16 protein-coding genes are annotated in these 16305 nt (G+C 74.5%); 4 read left to right on the top strand and 12 right to left on the bottom strand.

The window, feature by feature from the left end:
* Positions 1–7: 7 nt before the first annotated feature.
* The 3 genes from aztC to aztB are packed head-to-tail and all read right to left on the bottom strand — an operon-like array spanning position 8 to position 3038.
* A complete protein-coding gene (aztC, locus tag BLP29_RS18090) occupies positions 8–928 on the bottom strand; it encodes a zinc ABC transporter substrate-binding protein AztC (RefSeq protein WP_092807161.1) in 921 nt (306 codons plus the stop codon).
* Entirely contained in the window at positions 925–2154 is a 1230-nt protein-coding gene (locus BLP29_RS18085; RefSeq protein ID WP_092807159.1) for a hypothetical protein, read from the bottom strand. Before BLP29_RS18085 ends, aztC begins: the two co-directional genes overlap by 4 nt.
* The gene (aztB, locus tag BLP29_RS18080; protein ID WP_092807157.1) at positions 2139–3038 is read right to left on the bottom strand and encodes a zinc ABC transporter permease AztB; all 900 of its coding nucleotides are present in this window, start codon (positions 3036–3038) and stop codon (positions 2139–2141) included. The genes BLP29_RS18085 and aztB overlap by 16 nt, the downstream gene beginning before the upstream one ends.
* A 49-nt stretch (positions 3039–3087) precedes the next feature.
* Here aztB and BLP29_RS18075 point away from each other — a divergent pair, with 49 nt between their 5' ends.
* Positions 3088–3723, top strand: a complete 636-nt coding sequence (locus tag BLP29_RS18075) for a metal ABC transporter ATP-binding protein (RefSeq protein ID WP_207798585.1) — start codon at positions 3088–3090, stop codon at positions 3721–3723.
* On the opposite strand, the gene BLP29_RS18070 is transcribed toward BLP29_RS18075, so the two are convergent.
* From BLP29_RS18070 to BLP29_RS18055, 4 genes are read right to left on the bottom strand one after another with little or no spacing between them, the layout of a single operon-like run.
* Complete coding sequence (locus BLP29_RS18070) at positions 3720–5012, bottom strand: SAM-dependent methyltransferase (protein WP_092807155.1); 1293 nt, start codon at positions 5010–5012, stop codon at positions 3720–3722. The two genes, BLP29_RS18075 and BLP29_RS18070, sit on opposite strands and share 4 nt — an antisense overlap.
* A complete protein-coding gene (locus BLP29_RS18065) occupies positions 5009–5815 on the bottom strand; it encodes a DUF1365 domain-containing protein (RefSeq protein WP_207798584.1) in 807 nt (268 codons plus the stop codon). The genes BLP29_RS18070 and BLP29_RS18065 overlap by 4 nt, the downstream gene beginning before the upstream one ends.
* The gene (locus BLP29_RS18060; protein WP_092807153.1) at positions 5812–7122 is read right to left on the bottom strand and encodes an NAD(P)/FAD-dependent oxidoreductase; all 1311 of its coding nucleotides are present in this window, start codon (positions 7120–7122) and stop codon (positions 5812–5814) included. The genes BLP29_RS18065 and BLP29_RS18060 overlap by 4 nt, the downstream gene beginning before the upstream one ends.
* A 48-nt stretch (positions 7123–7170) precedes the next feature.
* Positions 7171–7866, bottom strand: coding sequence for an alpha/beta hydrolase (locus tag BLP29_RS18055; protein WP_243470079.1), 696 nt, complete (start codon positions 7864–7866; stop codon positions 7171–7173).
* A gap of 98 nt (positions 7867–7964) precedes the next feature.
* Here BLP29_RS18055 and BLP29_RS18050 point away from each other — a divergent pair, with 98 nt between their 5' ends.
* From BLP29_RS18050 to BLP29_RS18040, 3 genes are all read left to right on the top strand, one after another.
* Positions 7965–9731, top strand: a complete 1767-nt coding sequence (locus BLP29_RS18050; protein ID WP_092807151.1) for a putative bifunctional diguanylate cyclase/phosphodiesterase — start codon at positions 7965–7967, stop codon at positions 9729–9731.
* 34 nt (positions 9732–9765) lie between these two features.
* The gene (gene msrA / locus BLP29_RS18045) at positions 9766–10422 is read left to right on the top strand and encodes a peptide-methionine (S)-S-oxide reductase MsrA (protein WP_092807149.1); all 657 of its coding nucleotides are present in this window, start codon (positions 9766–9768) and stop codon (positions 10420–10422) included.
* 110 nt (positions 10423–10532) lie between these two features.
* Positions 10533–11630: a class I SAM-dependent methyltransferase gene (locus BLP29_RS18040; protein ID WP_092807147.1), complete on the top strand. Its 1098-nt coding sequence runs from the start codon at positions 10533–10535 to the stop codon at positions 11628–11630.
* Between the two features lie 4 nt (positions 11631–11634).
* Here the strand turns inward: BLP29_RS18040 and BLP29_RS18035 are convergent, their stop codons facing one another.
* The 5 genes from BLP29_RS18035 to pucL all read right to left on the bottom strand — a co-directional run bounded on the left by BLP29_RS18035 (position 11635) and on the right by pucL (position 16293).
* The gene (locus BLP29_RS18035) at positions 11635–12150 is read right to left on the bottom strand and encodes a phosphoribosyltransferase (protein WP_092807484.1); all 516 of its coding nucleotides are present in this window, start codon (positions 12148–12150) and stop codon (positions 11635–11637) included.
* A gap of 90 nt (positions 12151–12240) precedes the next feature.
* The gene (locus BLP29_RS18030) at positions 12241–13170 is read right to left on the bottom strand and encodes a pseudouridine-5'-phosphate glycosidase (protein ID WP_092807145.1); all 930 of its coding nucleotides are present in this window, start codon (positions 13168–13170) and stop codon (positions 12241–12243) included.
* A 28-nt stretch (positions 13171–13198) separates the two neighbouring features.
* The gene (locus BLP29_RS18025; protein WP_092807143.1) at positions 13199–14053 is read right to left on the bottom strand and encodes a carbohydrate kinase family protein; all 855 of its coding nucleotides are present in this window, start codon (positions 14051–14053) and stop codon (positions 13199–13201) included.
* A gap of 39 nt (positions 14054–14092) precedes the next feature.
* The gene (locus BLP29_RS18020) at positions 14093–15103 is read right to left on the bottom strand and encodes a LacI family DNA-binding transcriptional regulator (protein ID WP_092807141.1); all 1011 of its coding nucleotides are present in this window, start codon (positions 15101–15103) and stop codon (positions 14093–14095) included.
* Positions 15104–15402: 299 nt separating this feature from the next.
* Positions 15403–16293: a factor-independent urate hydroxylase gene (gene pucL / locus BLP29_RS18015; protein WP_092807139.1), complete on the bottom strand. Its 891-nt coding sequence runs from the start codon at positions 16291–16293 to the stop codon at positions 15403–15405.
* Between the last annotated feature and the right edge of the window lie 12 nt (positions 16294–16305).

Raw genomic sequence — 16305 nt, 5'->3', positions numbered from 1 at the left:
GGGCGGGTCACCGGAGTCCCTCGACGATGTCCTCGGTGTTGGCCCGCATCATCTGCAGGTAGGTCTCCGCACCCCCGCCTGCGGGGGTGAGGGACTCCGTGAACAGCGGGACCACCGCGACGTCCAGGCCCGCCTGCTCGGCGAGCACCTGCACGAGCCGGTCGGGCTGGGAGGAGTCGGCAAACACCGTCGGGACACCGGCGTCCCGGACCGCCGTCGCCAGCTCCTCGAGGTCGCGGGCGCTGGGGGAGGCCAGTGTCGAGCCGCTGGGGACGACGGCGCCGACCACGGTGTAGCCGAAGCGCTCGGCGAGGTAGCCGAAGACGTGGTGGTTGGTCACCAGGTTGCGGCGCTCCGCGGGGACCGAGCCCAGCTGCTCGGTCATCCATGCGTCCAGGTCCTCGACCTGGGACCGGTAGGCGTCGGCGTCCTGGGTGAGGCGTGCGGTGTCGACACCGGCGACGTGCTCGTCCACGGCGTCGGTGACGGCGTCGACGACGGCGACCATCTGGCCGGGGTCGGTCCAGAAGTGCGGGTCGGTGCCGGTGTCGTCCTCGGTGCTCCACTCCACGGGGTCCACGACGTCCCCGGCCTCCAGCACCGGGACGCCGTCGGCGCGGGCCGCCTCGACCTGGGCCAGGACGCCCTCCTCCAGTCCCAGCCCGTTGGCCACGAGCAGGTCGGCCTCCCGCATCCGGGCCGCCTCCTGGGCGGAGATCTCGAAGGAGTGCGGGTCGGCCCCGGCGGGCATCAGCGTCACCACCTCGGCCTGGTCCCCGACGACCTCGGTGACCACGTCGCCCAGGATGTTGGTGGTCACCACGACCAGCGGCCGGTCGTCGCCGCCGGCGGTGCAGCCGGCCAGTGCGGCGGTGCCCAGCAGGGCGGCCGCCAGACCGCCGGCGATGCGCGGTGCGCAGCGCCTCATCGACCGGTCTCCGCGAGGTGGGCCGGGTCGACCGCCGTGGGGAACGTCCGGGCCAGCCGGACGTCGTCGGCGTAGTCGATCTCCAGGAGCTGACCGGCGCCCGGCACGTTGACGTAGGCGCGGTCGGGGTCCACCTGCAGGTCGACCTCGTCGAGCCGGTCGACGGGCAGCAGGGGCTCCGAGGCCGTCGTCGTCCCCGATGCAGGCTCCAGCACGACCACGCGGCCGGCGGTGTCGACGCCCACGACGCGGTCGGCGTCGTCGTCGGCGGCCACCGCGGTCACCCAGGGGGTGTCGGTGGGCAGCAGTTGCCACTCCCGCGCCCGGGTGTCCAGCAGCCAGACCCCGCCGGTGCCGGCGGGGGCGGCCACGGAGGGTCGACCGGGCCGGTTGTCCAGCGCTGCGGCGCGGTCGGCGTCGGCGACGGGCGCGGGGTAGGGGATGCGCTCGAAGTCGACGCCGTCGTCGGTCCCGGTCGCCAGCACGGCACCGTCGGCGCAGGACACCACCACCCCCACCCGGGTCGCGAGACCGCCCCGGGGGTCGATGCACTCGACGCCGTCCCCCGGGAGGGGTTCGCCCGAGGAGTCCAGGGCCGTCACCGAGGTGGGGTCGGTGACCACCACCCGGTTGCCGAGCGGGATGACCGCTCCCCGGTGCGGGCCGGTGTCGATGCGGGCCAGTTCGGTGACCTGGCCGCTGCCGAGGTCGGCGCGGTCGAGCAGCACCCCGGTGCCGGTGGTGGGGGAGAAGACCGCGGTCAGCGTCTCCGAGGACGCGGCCTGCACCTCGCCGGACCAGTCGAGGGTCCCGGCCACCTGTGCCGGGGCCCGGTAGTAGTGGGTGTGGTCGCCGTGGTCGACGGTCCAGGTGCCGGTGTCGACGATCGTCATCTCGCCGGCGTCCTCGGACACCGCGAACAGGAAGCGCCCGTCGCTGGCGAACGCATCGGCCGCGCCGGTCTCGCCGAGCTCGGTGTCGTCCTCGGTGAGCAGGTCCAGGGCGTGGGCGGAGCCCTCGGCGTCGAGGTAGGACAGCTGCAGCTGGGGTTCGGGGAGCTCCTGCGCACCCGCGACGTACCCGTGCGGGGTCGCGGAGGCCGACGCGTCGTCGGCGGGCTCGTCGGCGGGGTCCGCGCCGCAGGCGGTGAGGGTGAGCGCGGCGAGGAGGCCGAGCGGGACGGGGAGCGCCCGGCGTCGGCCGGGGCGGGTCAGGGGGTGGTGCACGGAGGTCCTCCTGGAGTCGGGGTGGGTCGCCGGGCGCTCGTCGAGCGGCCGGCCGGACGAGCTCGGGACGAGCGGTCGGTGAGGGAGCGGGCCGCGACGGACAGGCCGGTCAGGGCCACCGAGCAGGCGGCGATCGATGCCCCGCCCGCGGTGCCGGCGTGCCAGGACAGCAGCAGCCCCGCGAGGACGGCGACGGCGCCGAGGACGGCGCCCAGGGCCATGGTCGGGGCCAGTCGGTGGGTCCACTGCCGGGCCGCCGAGGCCGGCGCCAGCAGCAGCGCCACGACGAGCAGTGCGCCCAGGGCCTGGTAGGACGTGACCACCGCCCCGGCCACCAGGAGCACGAGTGCCAGCTGGGCCAGGTCGGGGCGCAAGCCCAGGGTGGTGGCGGTGCGGACGTCGAACGCCAGTGCGACGAAGGGTCGGTGCAGCGCCACCGAGATGGCCGTCAGCGCCACCAGCGCGCAGCCCAGCAGGACCAGGTCCGCCGGGCGGATGGCCAGGACGTCGCCGAAGAGGATCGCGGTGATGTCGGTGGCGAAGGACCGTGACCTGGACACGATGAGCACGCCCAGGGCCAGCATCCCGGCGAAGACCAGGCCGATGCCGGTGTCGTGGGACAGCCGGCCGCGGCGGGACAGGGCGGTCACCCCGACCCCCATGACCCCGGCGCTGAGCGCAGCGCCCAGGACCGGTGGCCAGCCGGCCAGCGTGGCGACGGCGACGCCCGGGAGCATCCCGTGGGCCAGCGCCTCGCCCAGGAAGGCCATCCCGCGGGTGACGACCCAGGTGCCGACCACCGCGCACATCACCGCGGCCAACAGGCCACCGAGCAGCGCGCGCTGCATGAACGGCAGCGTGAAGGGGTCGAGGAGCCAGGTCACGACGGGGCACAGTACTAGGAATGATTCCCAGTCCCGCTAGGGTGGGGTCGTGCCCGCCCCCCCGCTCCGCATCGAGCACCTCACCGTCCGGCGAGGCGACACCCTCGCCCTCTCGGAGGTCAGCGCGGTCGTGCAGCCCGCCGCGGTGACCGCGCTCGTCGGCCACAACGGGGCCGGGAAGTCGACGCTGCTCGACGTGCTGGCCGGGGTGCGGACGCCCACGTCAGGTGGGGTCGCCGGCCTGGCCGGGGCCAGCGTGGCCTACGTCCCCCAGCGCAGTGCCGTCCCCGACGACCTCCCGGTCACCGTCGGCGACACCCTGGCCATGGGTGCGTGGCGCCGGGTCGGGGCCTGGCGTCGACTGCGCCGCAGCGACCGCGACCTCGTCGCCGGGACCGCATCCCTGCTCGGCCTCACCCCGTTGCTGGCGGCCCCGCTGTCCTCGGTCTCCGGCGGGCAACGGCAACGCGCGCTGGTCGGCCAGGGCCTGGTGTCGCGGGCCGACGTGCTGCTCGTGGACGAGCCGACCGCCGGCGTCGACGCCGACACCCGGACCACCGTCCTCCGTGCGCTGGCCCTGGAGGCGCAGCGGGGTGCCGTCGTCGTGCACGCCACCCACGAACCGGCGGCGGTCGAGCACGCCGACCACGTGCTCGCGCTGGTGGCCGGGCGCGTGGCGGGCTAGGCGGGCTGGGCGGGGAAGGGGTTCCGCGCCAGGCCGAGCTGGCTCACGCCGAGGTAGCCCGAGCGGAACCCGGCCTCGCAGTAGGCGAGGTAGAACTCCCACATCGCCCGGAACGTGCCGTCGAAGTCCCCCGTCAGCGTCGGCCAGGCGTCCAGGAACCGCTCGCGCCACAACCGCAGCGTGTGCGCGTAGTGCGGGCCCAGGTCGCGGCGCTCGACGATGCCCAGACCGGTGTGCTGGGCGAGGTTGTCCTCGATCGAGCGGATCGAGGGGATGATCCCGCCCGGGAAGACGTACTTGTGGATCCAGGTGTAGCTGCGCCGGGTGGCCATCATGCGGTCGTGCGGCATGGTGATCGACTGCAGGCCGACCCGACCGCCCGGTGCGAGCAGCGTGTCCAGCGCGGTGAAGTAGGTGGCCCAGAACTTCTCGCCGACGGCCTCGATCATCTCCACCGACACGACGGCGTCGAACTGGCCGCGGGCGTCGCGGTAGTCGCACAGCTGGACGTCGACCAGGTGGTCGACCCCGGCGTCGGCGGCACGCACCCGGGCCAGTGCCTGCTGCTCGGTCGACAGCGTCAGCGTGGTCACGCGGGCGCCGCGCTGCGCGGCCCGGATCGCGAGCCCGCCCCAGCCCGAGCCGATCTCCAGCACGTGCATGCCCTCGCCGACCCGGGCCAGGTCGAGCACGCCGTCGATCTTGCGCCGCTGGGCGTCCTCGAAGCTGTCGCCGGGCTCGAACCAGGCCGACGAGTAGCTCATGGTCTCGTCGAGGAAGGCCTCGAAGAGCTGGTTGGACAGGTCGTAGTGCCGGCTGATGTTGTGCCGGCTGTTCTCCTTGGTGTTCTCCTCGCCCATCGGCTGGGTGCGCTCGACCAGGTGGCGCACCCGCTGCAGGGCCGGGTGCACCAGCGAGGACATGCGCGCGGCGAACGGGGTGAGCAGGTCGGCGAGGTCGGTGTCCGGCCCCGTCGTCCAGTCGCCGGTCATGAACGCCTCGCCGAACCCGATCTTGGCGTCGGCGCCCAGGCGGTGGAAGACGACCTCGGGGCGCACGAGGCGCATCACGGGGGACTGCCGGTCGCCGGCGCCGAGCACCGTGCCGTCGGGCAGCTCGACCCGCACGGGGAGCGTGGACACGGCGTGCCGGAACAGCCGCTCGGCGACGCGGGCCCGCAGGGGAGAGCGCGGCGGGGTGGCCAAGCCGGGCCAGTGCGCCTCGTCGGGACGCGGCACGGGGAAGCGCGCGTCCTCGGTCCGGTTCGCGTTGTGGTGCACCGTGGTCATGACCTGTCCTCGATCGTCTGCAAGGAGTGCTGCTGGCGAGGGGTGTTCGCAACGACCCCCGCCGGTGGATCGTGCGGGGGGCGGGGCACCACCGGCAACCTGCGCGCCCACAACCGGATGCCCTGCCACCGGATGAGCACGGCCACCCACAGGCTCATGAGCGGCCAGCGCGAGATCGTACGGACGACGGCTGCGGTGCTCGCCCGCCGAGCCCGGCCGCGCAGGGTGGCCACGAACGGCGTGCGCCCGCCGACCTGCAGCGCCATCGTCACGTGCAGCCGGTCGCCGGGGCCGGTGAACCGCATGAGGTAGCGGCCGTCGACGGTGTTGAACGGCGAGACGTAGAAGTCCTTCTCCGCCTCCGCACGCCCGGCGTCGTCGGGGTGCAGCAGGTAGGCGTGCCGCTCGCCGTAGGTGTTGTGCACCTCGGCGACGATGCAGGCCAGCGACCCGTCGGCCCGGTAGCACCAGTGCGTCGACAGCGGGTTGAACACGTGCGGCCCGCTGCGGGCGTTGGCCATCATCACGACCCGGGCGACGTCGCCGACACCGTGCAGCGCGGCGAAGCGCACCACGTTCTCCTTGATGGAGGACGCCGGGTCACCGAGGTGGTCGGCCGCGTCGAAGCGGGCGGCCCAGCCCAGCCCGCGGGGGAGCCGGGGCAGGTCGTCGAGGTCGACCACCCAGAGGTAGCCGCCGTACTCGAAGGAGTTGCGCAACGGGTGCGACCGGGTGTGCCCGACCCGCACGTCGTACAGCGCGGGCAGGGCCGTCGGCGTCCAGTCGACGGACCCCGCGCTCACCAGCCGCTGCCCAACGACTCCGCGGCCCGCACGCCCGACGCGCAGCCGTCCTCGTGGAAGCCCCAGCCGTGGTAGGCGCCGGCGAAGGCGGTGCGCCCGGTGTTCAGCTCGGGCAGCCGGCGCTGGGCGGCGACCGAGGTGGGGGTGTACTCGGGGTGGTCGTAGACCATGCGGCGCAGCACGGTCGCCGGGTCGATGCGGTCGGTCGCGTTGAGCGAGACCAGGTAGTCGACCGGCTCGTCGATCGCGTGCAGCTTGTTCATCCAGTAGGTGACCTGCACCGACGAGGTGTCGGTGGCGCAGCCGGGCATGCGGTAGTTCCACGACGCCCGGGCCTGGTCGGCGACCGGCATGATCGAGGCGTCGGTGTGCAGCAGCGTCTCGTTGCGCGAGTACGAGAAGGCCCCCAGCACGTCGCGCTCGTCGTCCGTGGGGTCACCGAGCAGCGCGAGCGCCTGGTCGGGGTGGGTGGCCACGACGACGACGTCGGCGGCGTGCCGCTGGCCGTCGACGTCGGTGAGCTCGACGCCGTCGACGTGCCGGGTGAGCGACCGGATGCCGGTGGCGGTCTGCACGCTGGTCAGCCCCTTGGCGGCCTTCTCCACGTAGGCGCGGGAGCCGCCGGTGACCGTGCGCCACTGCGGCGAGCCGGTGACCGAGAGCATCCCGTGGTTGGCCAGGAACCGGAACAGGTAGAGCGCGGGGTACTGCAGCGAGGTGCCCGTGCCCGAGGACCACACGCACGAGACGACCGGCACCATGAAGTGGCGCACGAAGTAGTCGGAGTAGCCGCCCAGCGCCAGGAACGCGCCGAGGGTCAGGCCGTCGAACTGGCCCGTGCCGCCGGCGCCGCGCTCGTGGTCGGCGCCGGCGAGGTCGAGCAGCCGGTGGGCCTGCCGGTGGAACTTCTTCACCTCGACCAGCATGCGCAGGTAGGCCGGGTTGGCCAGCTGCTTGCGCTGGGCGAAGACGCCGGGCAGCCCTCGGGCGCCGGCGTACTCGAGCCCGCACCCCTCGCAGACGATCGACATGCTCATCTCGGTGGGCTGGGTGGCCACCCCGAGCTGGGCGAAGAGCTTGAGCAGGTTCGGGTAGGTGCGCTCGTTGTGCACGATGAAGCCGGTGTCGATCGGGATCACCCGGTCGTCGGGGGTCTCGACGTCGTGGGTGTGCGCGTGCCCGCCGAGCCGGCCCTCGGTCTCGAAGAGGGTGACGTCGTGGGTGCGCTGCAGGAGGTACGCGGCGGTGAGGCCGGAGACCCCGGAACCCACGACGGCGGCGGTCGGTCGATTGTGCACGGCGGACATCTTCTTCTCCTCGGCAGTCGGGGCGCCCCCCGGTACCGCTCGGAGGAGTCAGAGCGGTACCGCGAGGCCCTCCGGGCTGGGCAGCTGGAGGGCGTTCGCCACGTCGGCCCGCATCGGTTCGAGTCCGGTGCCCGCCAGCACGACGTCGCGGGCGAACGCGTGCCATGTGTGGGCCCGCCGCAGCATCGAGTGCCCGCCGGGGACGGTGAACCGGGCCACCCGGGCGCCGGCCCGCCGGGCCCGCACGGCGAAGTCGGCCGAGAGCTTGGCCGGCACCCAGCGGTCGCCCGAGCCGTGCAGGATCGCCACCGTCTGCTCGCGCAGCTGCATGACGGGCTCGCCGGGCGGGGTCCACGGCGCCAGCGCGCAGACGGCGGTCACCTGCGGGTCGCCGCCGGCCTTGAGCGCAGCACGACCGCCCATCGAGTGGCCCACCAGCACGACCGGCACGTCCTTGCCGAGGTCGGCGCGCAGCTGCTCGATCGACCACCGCACGTCCTGGTAGGCGTCGGCGGCCTCGCCGTTCCAGCCGGCCACCCGGTAGCGCACCAGCGCCGTCTCGACCCCGCGGCCGCCGAGGTCGTCGCGGACGAACTTCTCGAAGGCCCGCATGCGCACCAACGACAACGCGCGGTCCTTGGGCGGGGCCTGGCTGGCGGCGGTGCCGCCGTGGCAGAACAGGGCGACCCCACGGGTCTCGCCGTCGACGGGGTGGCGCTCGAGCTGAGGATCGGTCACCTGCACCGTTCGATCGTGGGCGCTCGACGGTTCGCCCGCACCCCAAAGGGTGATCCGGCACCCGTCGGGCTCGACCCCGGTCGCCGGGCTGCCGAGGTGGAGGCATGACCTGGGAGCTCGGCCGACGGCGCGGCGGCACGTCGCTGACCGCGGCCGAGTGGGAGTCGCGGCACCGCTGGATCGTCCGCGGTGCCCTCTGGCAGGCCGTCGTCCTGGCCCTGACCACCGGCGCGCTCGGCCACGGCCGGGGTGCGGCGGCCCTCGTGCTGGTCGGCACCGGGCTGCCCGCGGTGTTCGCCGCACGGCCGGCCTGGCCGGCGCGGCTGCGCACCGTCCTGGCCACCCTCTCGCTGACCGCCGGGGCGGCCGTGCTGGTGCCGATCACCGGCCAGGGCGAGGCGTTCAGCTGGATGCTGCTGGCCATCGCCGTGTGCGCCCTCTACCAGGACTGGGTCATCGTGCCCACCGCCGTGGTGGTCGCGCTGGTCGACTTCGCCGTCGTCGTCTTCGGCTCCCACGACATCGACCCCTTCGACCTGCTCCCGGTCGCGGCCACCCTGCTGGTCTGCCTGGTGCACCACCGCACGTGGCAGCTGGCCGAGCACGGCGCCCGCACCGACCCGCTCACCGGGCTGGGCAACCGCCGGCGGCTGGCCGAGGCCACCGTGGGGCTGCTGCGCGGCGACGGGCCGCTGTCGGTGCTGTTCCTGGACCTCGACGGCTTCAAGGCGGTCAACGACGGCCGCGGCCACGCCATCGGCGACGCGCTGCTGGTCGAGGTGGCCGACCGGCTGCGGGCCGGGGTCCGCAGCGACGACCTGGTGGTGCGGCTGGGCGGCGACGAGTTCGCCGTCCTGGTGCCCGGACCGGCCAGCCACGCCGCCGAGGTCGCGCACCGGCTGCAGGCCGCCGTCCGCTTCCCCGTGCAGCTCGGGGGCCGGCCCGTGTCGGTCACCACCAGCGTCGGCATCGCCGGCACGGGCACGGCCGGACGCCGGGACGCCGACCTGCTGCTGCGCAACGCCGACCTGGCGATGTACCAGGCCAAGGCGGCCGGCCGGGACAAGGTCGTCACCTTCGCGCCCGGCATGGCCGAGGCCGCCACGGACCGCGCGGCGCTGGCCGAGGACCTCACCGCCGCGATGGCGTCGGGGGACCAGCTGTCCGTGCACTACCAGCCCGTCGTCGCCCTGCCCGACGGGCAGGTGCACGGGTACGAGGCCCTGGTGCGCTGGCGGCACCCCACCCGCGGGCCCATCGCGCCCCTGCAGTTCGTGCCCCTCGCCGAGCAGACCGGCGCGATCTCCGCGCTGGGCACCTGGGTGCTGCGCCGGGCTGCCCAGGACGCCGTGCGGGGTCTGGGGGAGGAGGTCGGCCCCAGCCGGGTGGCGGTCAACGTGTCCGCCGTCCAGCTGGCCGACCCCGAGTTCGTGCAGACGGTGCGCGACGCCCTGGCCGACAGCGGGTTGCCGGCCCAGCGGCTGGTCCTGGAGGTCACCGAGAGCCTGCTGGCCGACGACCTGGACACCGTGTCCGGCCGGCTGCAGGAGCTGCGCGACCTCGGGGTGCGCATCGCCATCGACGACTTCGGCACCGGGTACTCCAGCCTGTCCTACCTGCGCCGCCTGCCCGCCGACATCGTCAAGATCGACCGCAGCTTCGTCGCCGACCTGTACCGCGGCGGCGCGGCCACGACCCTGGTCGCGTCGATCGTCGAGCTGTCGCGGAGCCTCTCGCTGGACGTCGTGGCCGAGGGCGTGGAGACCCAGGCGCAGCAGGCCACCCTCGTGGAGCTGGGCTGCACGTTCGCGCAGGGGTACCTCTTCGGGCGGCCCGCCGCCGTCCCGGCGCGCACCCCGGTGCAGGGCTGACCGCTCGGTTGCGGGCCGGTCCTACATTCGGGGCATGTCGTTCTTCTCCCGTGCCAAGACCCAGTCGGTCACCGCGGAGGACGCCCTGCCGGGCCGGTCCCAGGTGCTGCCGCACATCCCCGAGCTGCACGCGGTCAACGGCAACCGCATCCAGCCGCCGTTCCCCGAGGGCCTGCAGACCGCCGTCTTCGGCGCCGGCTGCTTCTGGGGCGTGGAGAAGGTGTTCTGGCAGCTGCCCGGCGTGTACTCCACCGCCGCGGGCTACGCCGGCGGCTTCACCCCGAACCCCACCTACGAGGAGGTCTGCTCGGCGCGCACCGGGCACACCGAGGTCGTGCTGGTGGTCTTCGACCCCGCGGTGATCTCCTACGACGTGCTGCTCAAGGAGTTCTGGGAGGAGCACGACCCCACCCAGGGCATGCGGCAGGGCAACGACGTCGGCACCCAGTACCGCTCGGCGGTCTACGTGACCGGCCCCGAGCAGCAGGCTGCCGCCGAGGCGTCGCGGGCGGCGTACCAGGAGCGGCTGACCGCGGCCGGCTACGGCGCGATCACCACCGAGATCGAGCCGCTGGGCGACTTCTTCTACGCCGAGGACTACCACCAGCAGTACCTGTACAAGGTCCCGAACGGCTACTGCCCGGTGAACGGCACCGGCGTGAGCTGTCCCGTGGGCCTCACCGGGGTCTGACCCCCGAGCGTCGATCAGGGGGGTGCGCAGAAGTCCGTCCCCCTCCACCGGATCTGGTGGAGGGGGACGGACCTCCGTGCCGGAGGACGACGGGGTCTAGCGTCGTCGCGGTGCCCGACCCCTTCTTCGACCAGCTTCGCCGCGCCCCCGACGTCGAGGCGCCCGACCTGGTGGCGGTCGACGCCACCGACCGGCTGCTGCTCGACGAGGCCGCCGCGGCGATCGCCGTCCACCCCGACGGCGTGCTCACCGTCGACGACACCCACGGGGCACTGACCCTGGGTGCCGTCGCGCTGCACGGGGCGACCGGCGTGCGCGCGCACACCGACCTGCGGGTCGCCGAGCTGGCTCTGGCCGCCAACGCCGAGCGCACCGGGGTGCAGGGGTTCACCGTGCTCCCGCAGCTCGACGCCACCGGCGCCCGGGTCGTGCTGGTGCAGGCGCCCAAGTCGCTCGACGCGCTGCGCGAGGTCGCCGAGGTCGTGGCCGCCGGTGCGGACCCCTCCGTCACGCTGTTCGTCGGCGGCCGCGTCAAGCACATGACCCGTGCGATGAACGACGTGCTGGCCGACTCGTTCGAGCACGTGCACGCCACGCTCGCCCGGCAGAAGTCCCGCGTGCTGGTGGCCACCGGCCCGCGCCCGGGTCCCTCGTCGTTCCCGCGGGTGGCCGAGCACCCCGACCTCGGGATCACCGTCGCGGCGCACGGCGCCGCGTTCGCCGGCACGAAGGTCGACATCGGCACTCGCGCCCTGCTCCGCCAGCTCCCGGCCGAGGGGCCGGGTGTAGCGGTCGACCTCGGCTGCGGCACCGGCGTGCTGGCCGTGGCGCTGGCCCGCGCGGGGTTCGCCGTCCTGGCGTCGGACGCCTCCGCCGCGGCCGTGGCCTCGGCACGCGAGACCGCCGTCCGCAACGGGGTGGCCGACCGCGTGACCGTCACCCGGGACGACGCGCTGGCCGGCGTCGAGCCGGGCAGCGTCGACCTCGTCGCGTGCAACCCGCCCTTCCACCAGGGGACGACGGTGCACGCGGGCATCGCCGAGCGCCTGTTCGAGGCCGCGGCGCGGGTGCTGCGCCCGGGTGGTCGGCTGCTCACGGTCTACAACTCGCACCTGCCGCACCGGCCGGCCCTGCAGCGCCTGGTGGGGCCGACGCGTCAGCTCTCGCGCGACCCGAAGTTCACGGTGACGGAGTCGACCCGCCGCTGACCGCTCAGTGCGCGAGTCCGCCGCGGCGGTTGACCACCGGGGGCTGCACCGACCAGGGGAAGTCGATCCAGGCGTCGGTGCGCTTCCAGACGTAGTCGCACTTGACCACCGAGCGGGGCTTCTCGTAGACCACGGCCGAGCGCACCTCGGCGACGTAGCCGGCGCAGAAGTCGCGCACCAGCTCGAGGGTCTTGCCGGTGTCGGCGACGTCGTCGGCGATGAGCACGTTCGCGCCGGTGAGGTCCACCCGGTCGAGGTTGGGCGGCAGCATCACCGGCAGGTCGAGCCGCTCGTCGACGCCGGTGTAGAACTCGACGTTCATGACGAACAGGTTCTTCACGTCGAGCGCGTAGCCCAGCGCCCCGCCCAGGAACAGACCCCCGCGGGCGATGGCCAGGATCAGGTCGGGCTCGAAGCCGTCGTCGGCGACCTGCTGGGCGAGGTCGCGCCCCGCCGTCCCGAACAGCTCGTAGGTGAGCACTTCCCGCGGGGCCGTCTGCTGCTCGGTCACGCCGCTCATCCTGGCACCCTGGCCCACGACCGTCACACGACGCCGAGGACCCAGAACCAGCTGGTCCGGGTCCTCGGCGTCAGGCGGCGGCTGGTGGGGTCAGGCCTCCAGCAGGGCCTTCGCCACCTGGGCGGCGATCGCGGCGTTGTTCTCGGCCAGCGCGAGGTTGGCCGGGATCGACTCGCCGTCGGTCTCGGCCTCGATGCGGGCCAGCACGAACGGGGTCACCTTCGGCCCGCGGACACCGGCCTCGTCGGCGGCGGCCAGCGCACGCAGCATCTTCGCCTCGATCTCCTCGGCCGGGATCTCGGCCGACTCGGGGATCGGGACGGCGAGCAGCACGCCGTTGTCCGGGCGCAGCCGGTTGCGCAGCACGCCCGCGACGGTGGCGGCGTCCTCGACGCGGTGCGGCACGGCCAGGCCGACCGAGCGGGAGTAGAACGCGGGGAACCAGTCGTGCTGCCAGCCCAGCACCGGGACGCCGATGGCCTCGAGGTGCTCGAGCGTGCGGGGCAGGTCGAGGAAGGCCTTGGCGCCGGCGCACACGGTGACCACGGGGTGGCTGGCCAGCGCGTCGAGGTCGGCGGACACGTCGCCGGAGAGCTCGACGCCGCGGTGCACGCCGCCGATGCCGCCGGTGGCGAAGACCTCGACGCCCGCGGCGTGGGCGAGCGCGACCGAGGCCGACACGGTGGTCATGCCCTCGGCCCAGCGCTGCGCGATGGCCACCGGGACGTCGCGCTCGGCGACCTTCGAGCTGCCGGTGAGCACGCGGTCGACGTCGGCGGCCGACAGGCCCACGCGCGGGCGGCCGTCGAGCACGGCGGTCACGGCCGGGACGGCGCCGGCGCCGCGCACGGCGGCCTCGCACCGGTCGAAGGCCTCGCGGTTGCCCGGGGCGGGCAGGCCGAGGTTGGAGAAGATGGTCGACTCCATCGCCACGACGGGGGTGCCCTCGGCCAGGGCGGTGGCGACCTCGTCGGCGACGACCAGGCCGATGCGCTCGGCGGTCTCGGTGCGGTGGGCCATGGGGGTTCTCCTCGGGTGGGGTGCGGGATCAGGCGAGCCGGGCGCCGGGCGAGGCCAGCACGCGGGCGGCCAGCCGGTGGCCGGCCAGGGCTGCGGCGGGCGGCGCCGCGCCGTCGAGCAGGGCGGACAGGTAGCCGGCGGCGAACGCGTCGCCGGCCCCCGTGGTGTCGCGGACGGCGGCGACCGGCTCGGGCGCCACCTCGTGCCGGGTGCCGTCGGGTGCGAGGACGACGGCGGTGCCGGCCCCGGCCTTGAGCACCAGGGTGGTGCCGGGCAGCGCGGACGACGTGCCCAGACCGAGCGCGGCGGCCTCGTCGGCGTTGGCGAACAGCAGGTCCGGGGCGATCGCGCGCAGCAGGTCGGCGAAGGCCTCGGCCCCGACCCGGCGCACCAGGTCGACCGAGGAGACGTCGACGCTCACCAGGGCGCCGGCGGCCCGGGCGGCGGTGAGCAGCTCGCGGGTGGTGGCGCCGATGGGGCCGTCGAGCAGCGAGTACGCCGGGGCGTGCACGACGCGGGCGCCGGCCAGCCAGTCGGCCGGGACGTCGGCGAGCTCCGCGGCGGCTGCCCGGTCGGGGAACATCGTGCGCTCCCCGTCGGGGGCCACCAGGACGACGATGCTGCCGGTGCGGCCGAGGTGCTGGAGCCGGGGCTCGACGCCGTCGACGGTCAGCTGCTCCTCCAGCGATCGGCCCAGGGCGTCGTCGCCGACCCGGCCGACGAACCGGGTGGGCGCACCGGAGGCGGCGGCGAAGACGGCGACGTTCGCCGCGCTGCCCCCGCGGGTGCGCACGATGCGCCCGGGGTTGTCGGTGCCGTGGTGCAGGGGTGCGTCGGTCCAGATGACGACGTCCTCGACGACGTCGCCGATGCAGACCAGCACAGCGTTCCCCTCGTTGACGTTAAGCGCTTAACGCCGACGCTAGCAGGCCGGTCCCGTGCTGTCACGGACCACGAGCCGGGCCGGCAGCACCACCGGGTCGCCGGGCTCGGTGCGGTCGCCGGCGATCACCCCGGCCAGCAGCACCGCGCCGCGCCGGCCGAGCTCGCGGGCCGGCAGGGCCACGGTGGTGAGCGGCGGGGCGGACACGGCGGCGAAGGGGATGTCGTCGAACGCGGCCACCGACAACCGCCCGGGCACCTGCACACCCGCGGCGGCGAGCCCGGCCAGGACGCCGATGGCCTGCAGGTCGGTCGCGGCCACCACGGCGGTGACGCCGTCGGCGAGCCACCGCTGCGCGTGCTCGCCGGCCAGCTGCACGCCGGCCGCCAGGTCGATGTCGCACCGGTCGTCGAGCACGACGGCGCCGGGGGCCACCGCGGCGAGCTCGGCGGCGAAGGCGTCGCGGCGCTGGGCGAAGGTGGACCAGGGTCGGGGGGTGCCCAGGTAGAGCACGCGGCGATGGCCCAGGCCGGCGAGGTGGCGGGCCAGCTCGCGGGCGCCGACCTCGACGTCCATCGAGACCTGGTGCCCGCCGGCGGCCGGGTCGTCGAGGTGCACCACCGGCAGGTCGGGCCGGCCGGCCGGCAGCGTGCCGGGGTAGTTGATGAGCACGCCGTCGACCGTGGCCGCGCCCACCGGTTCGACGTCCGGGCCGGTCTCGTCGGACCCGAGCAGGAGCAGCAGGTGCCCGGTGCCCTCGGTCGCCTCGGCGATGCCCGCCGCTGCGCCGGCCGCCACCTGCGCGGTGAACGGGTTGGTCATGTCGTGGGCCAGCAGCGCGACCTGGCGCCGGCGGCCGGTGGCCAGGGCGCGGGCGGAGGCGTCGGTGACGTAGCCCAGGGCGGCGATGGCGTCGAGCACCCGCAGTCGGGTGGCGGGGGAGACCCGGCCCTCGGCCTTGCCGTTGACGACGAACGAGACGGTGGCCACCGAGACGCCGGCGTGGGCGGCGACGTCGACCGCCCGGGCCCGGCGGGGCGGTCTGGTCATCGTGCGGGTCCTCCGAGCTCGTCGCACCACGTGCTCGGTGCGTACCGCAACGTAGCGCGCCCCGCACCCACCCGCTCAGCGTCGATCAGGGGGGTGCACGGACGTCCGTCCCCCTCCACCGGAGTTCGTCGAGGGGGATGGACTCCGGTGGAGGGGGACGCGCCCGGCTCGGCGTGGATCAGCTCGGTTCACCATCGGCCGTCCTGGCTCACCGACGCCGGTGAGCCAGGACGGCGTCCCGTGAACCCAGCTGATCGAAGCCGAGCGCGCTGGGTGTCAGGAGCGGCAGCCGAGGGCGCTCAGACGAAGCCCGGCGTGCCCTGCCAGGCGACCTCGGCGGCCGGCACGTCGTCGCGCAGCACGGTGCCCTCGATGAGGCCGTAGGGGCGGTCGTCGGCGTGGTAGACCACGTCGGGGTTGTCCAGGCCGAACGCCGAGAGGTCCTGCAGGAAGTGGTGCTTGTTCGGCATCGACAGCCGCACCTCGGCCACCTCGGGCACGGTCTCCAGCACGGCTGCGCCCATGGCGTGCAGGGTCTGCTGCAGGGCCAGCGAGTGGGTGGACGCGAAGGCCTCGAGCATCGTCGTCCGCACGGTGTCGTACGTGGTGTGCCAGTCGAGCCCGGTGCCCGTGTACCGCCACCGGGCGGTCACGGCGGTGGCCAGGATGCGGTCCCGGGTCTCCTTCAGTGTCGTGTACGCATCGCGCGGGAAGCCCCAGAACTCCGACCCGGTGGTCTTGAGCACCACGAGGTCGGTCAGCCCGGCGACCACGTGCAGGTCGCCGTCGTCGGCGGTGACCACCGCGGTGCGCACCTCACCCCCGGCCCGGCGGAACGCGTGGTCGTGGGGGGCGCCGTCGACGGCGATGCGGTCCCACCCGTAGGACTCGACGGCCACCCGCGCCCCGCTGATCCAGGGGTAGGAGCCGGCGAAGTGCGTCGCCAGCCGCAGCGCGAAGGCCTCGGGCGAGGCCACGCCGTCGCGGGCGAAGGCGAACACCGTGTTCTTCTGCGCGTCGGTGGTCAGCACGTGCGCGTTGTCGCCGGTCAGGTGCGCGGCGGAGAAGTCGCCCCGCAGCGCGGAGCTGACGTTGAGGTCCACGAGGGTGTGCCGGGGGGTGGAGCGGTCGACCGCGACCACGCGCACCTCGGCCTTCCCGTACTGGTTGGGTCCGAGCACGATCGCCATGGGTGCACCTTC

Source organism: Klenkia marina (genome assembly GCF_900101025.1).
Lineage (GTDB): Bacteria > Actinomycetota > Actinomycetes > Mycobacteriales > Geodermatophilaceae > Klenkia > Klenkia marina.
Note: the sequence above shows the minus strand (reverse complement) of the source record. Positions and strands in the feature narration are given on the sequence as shown.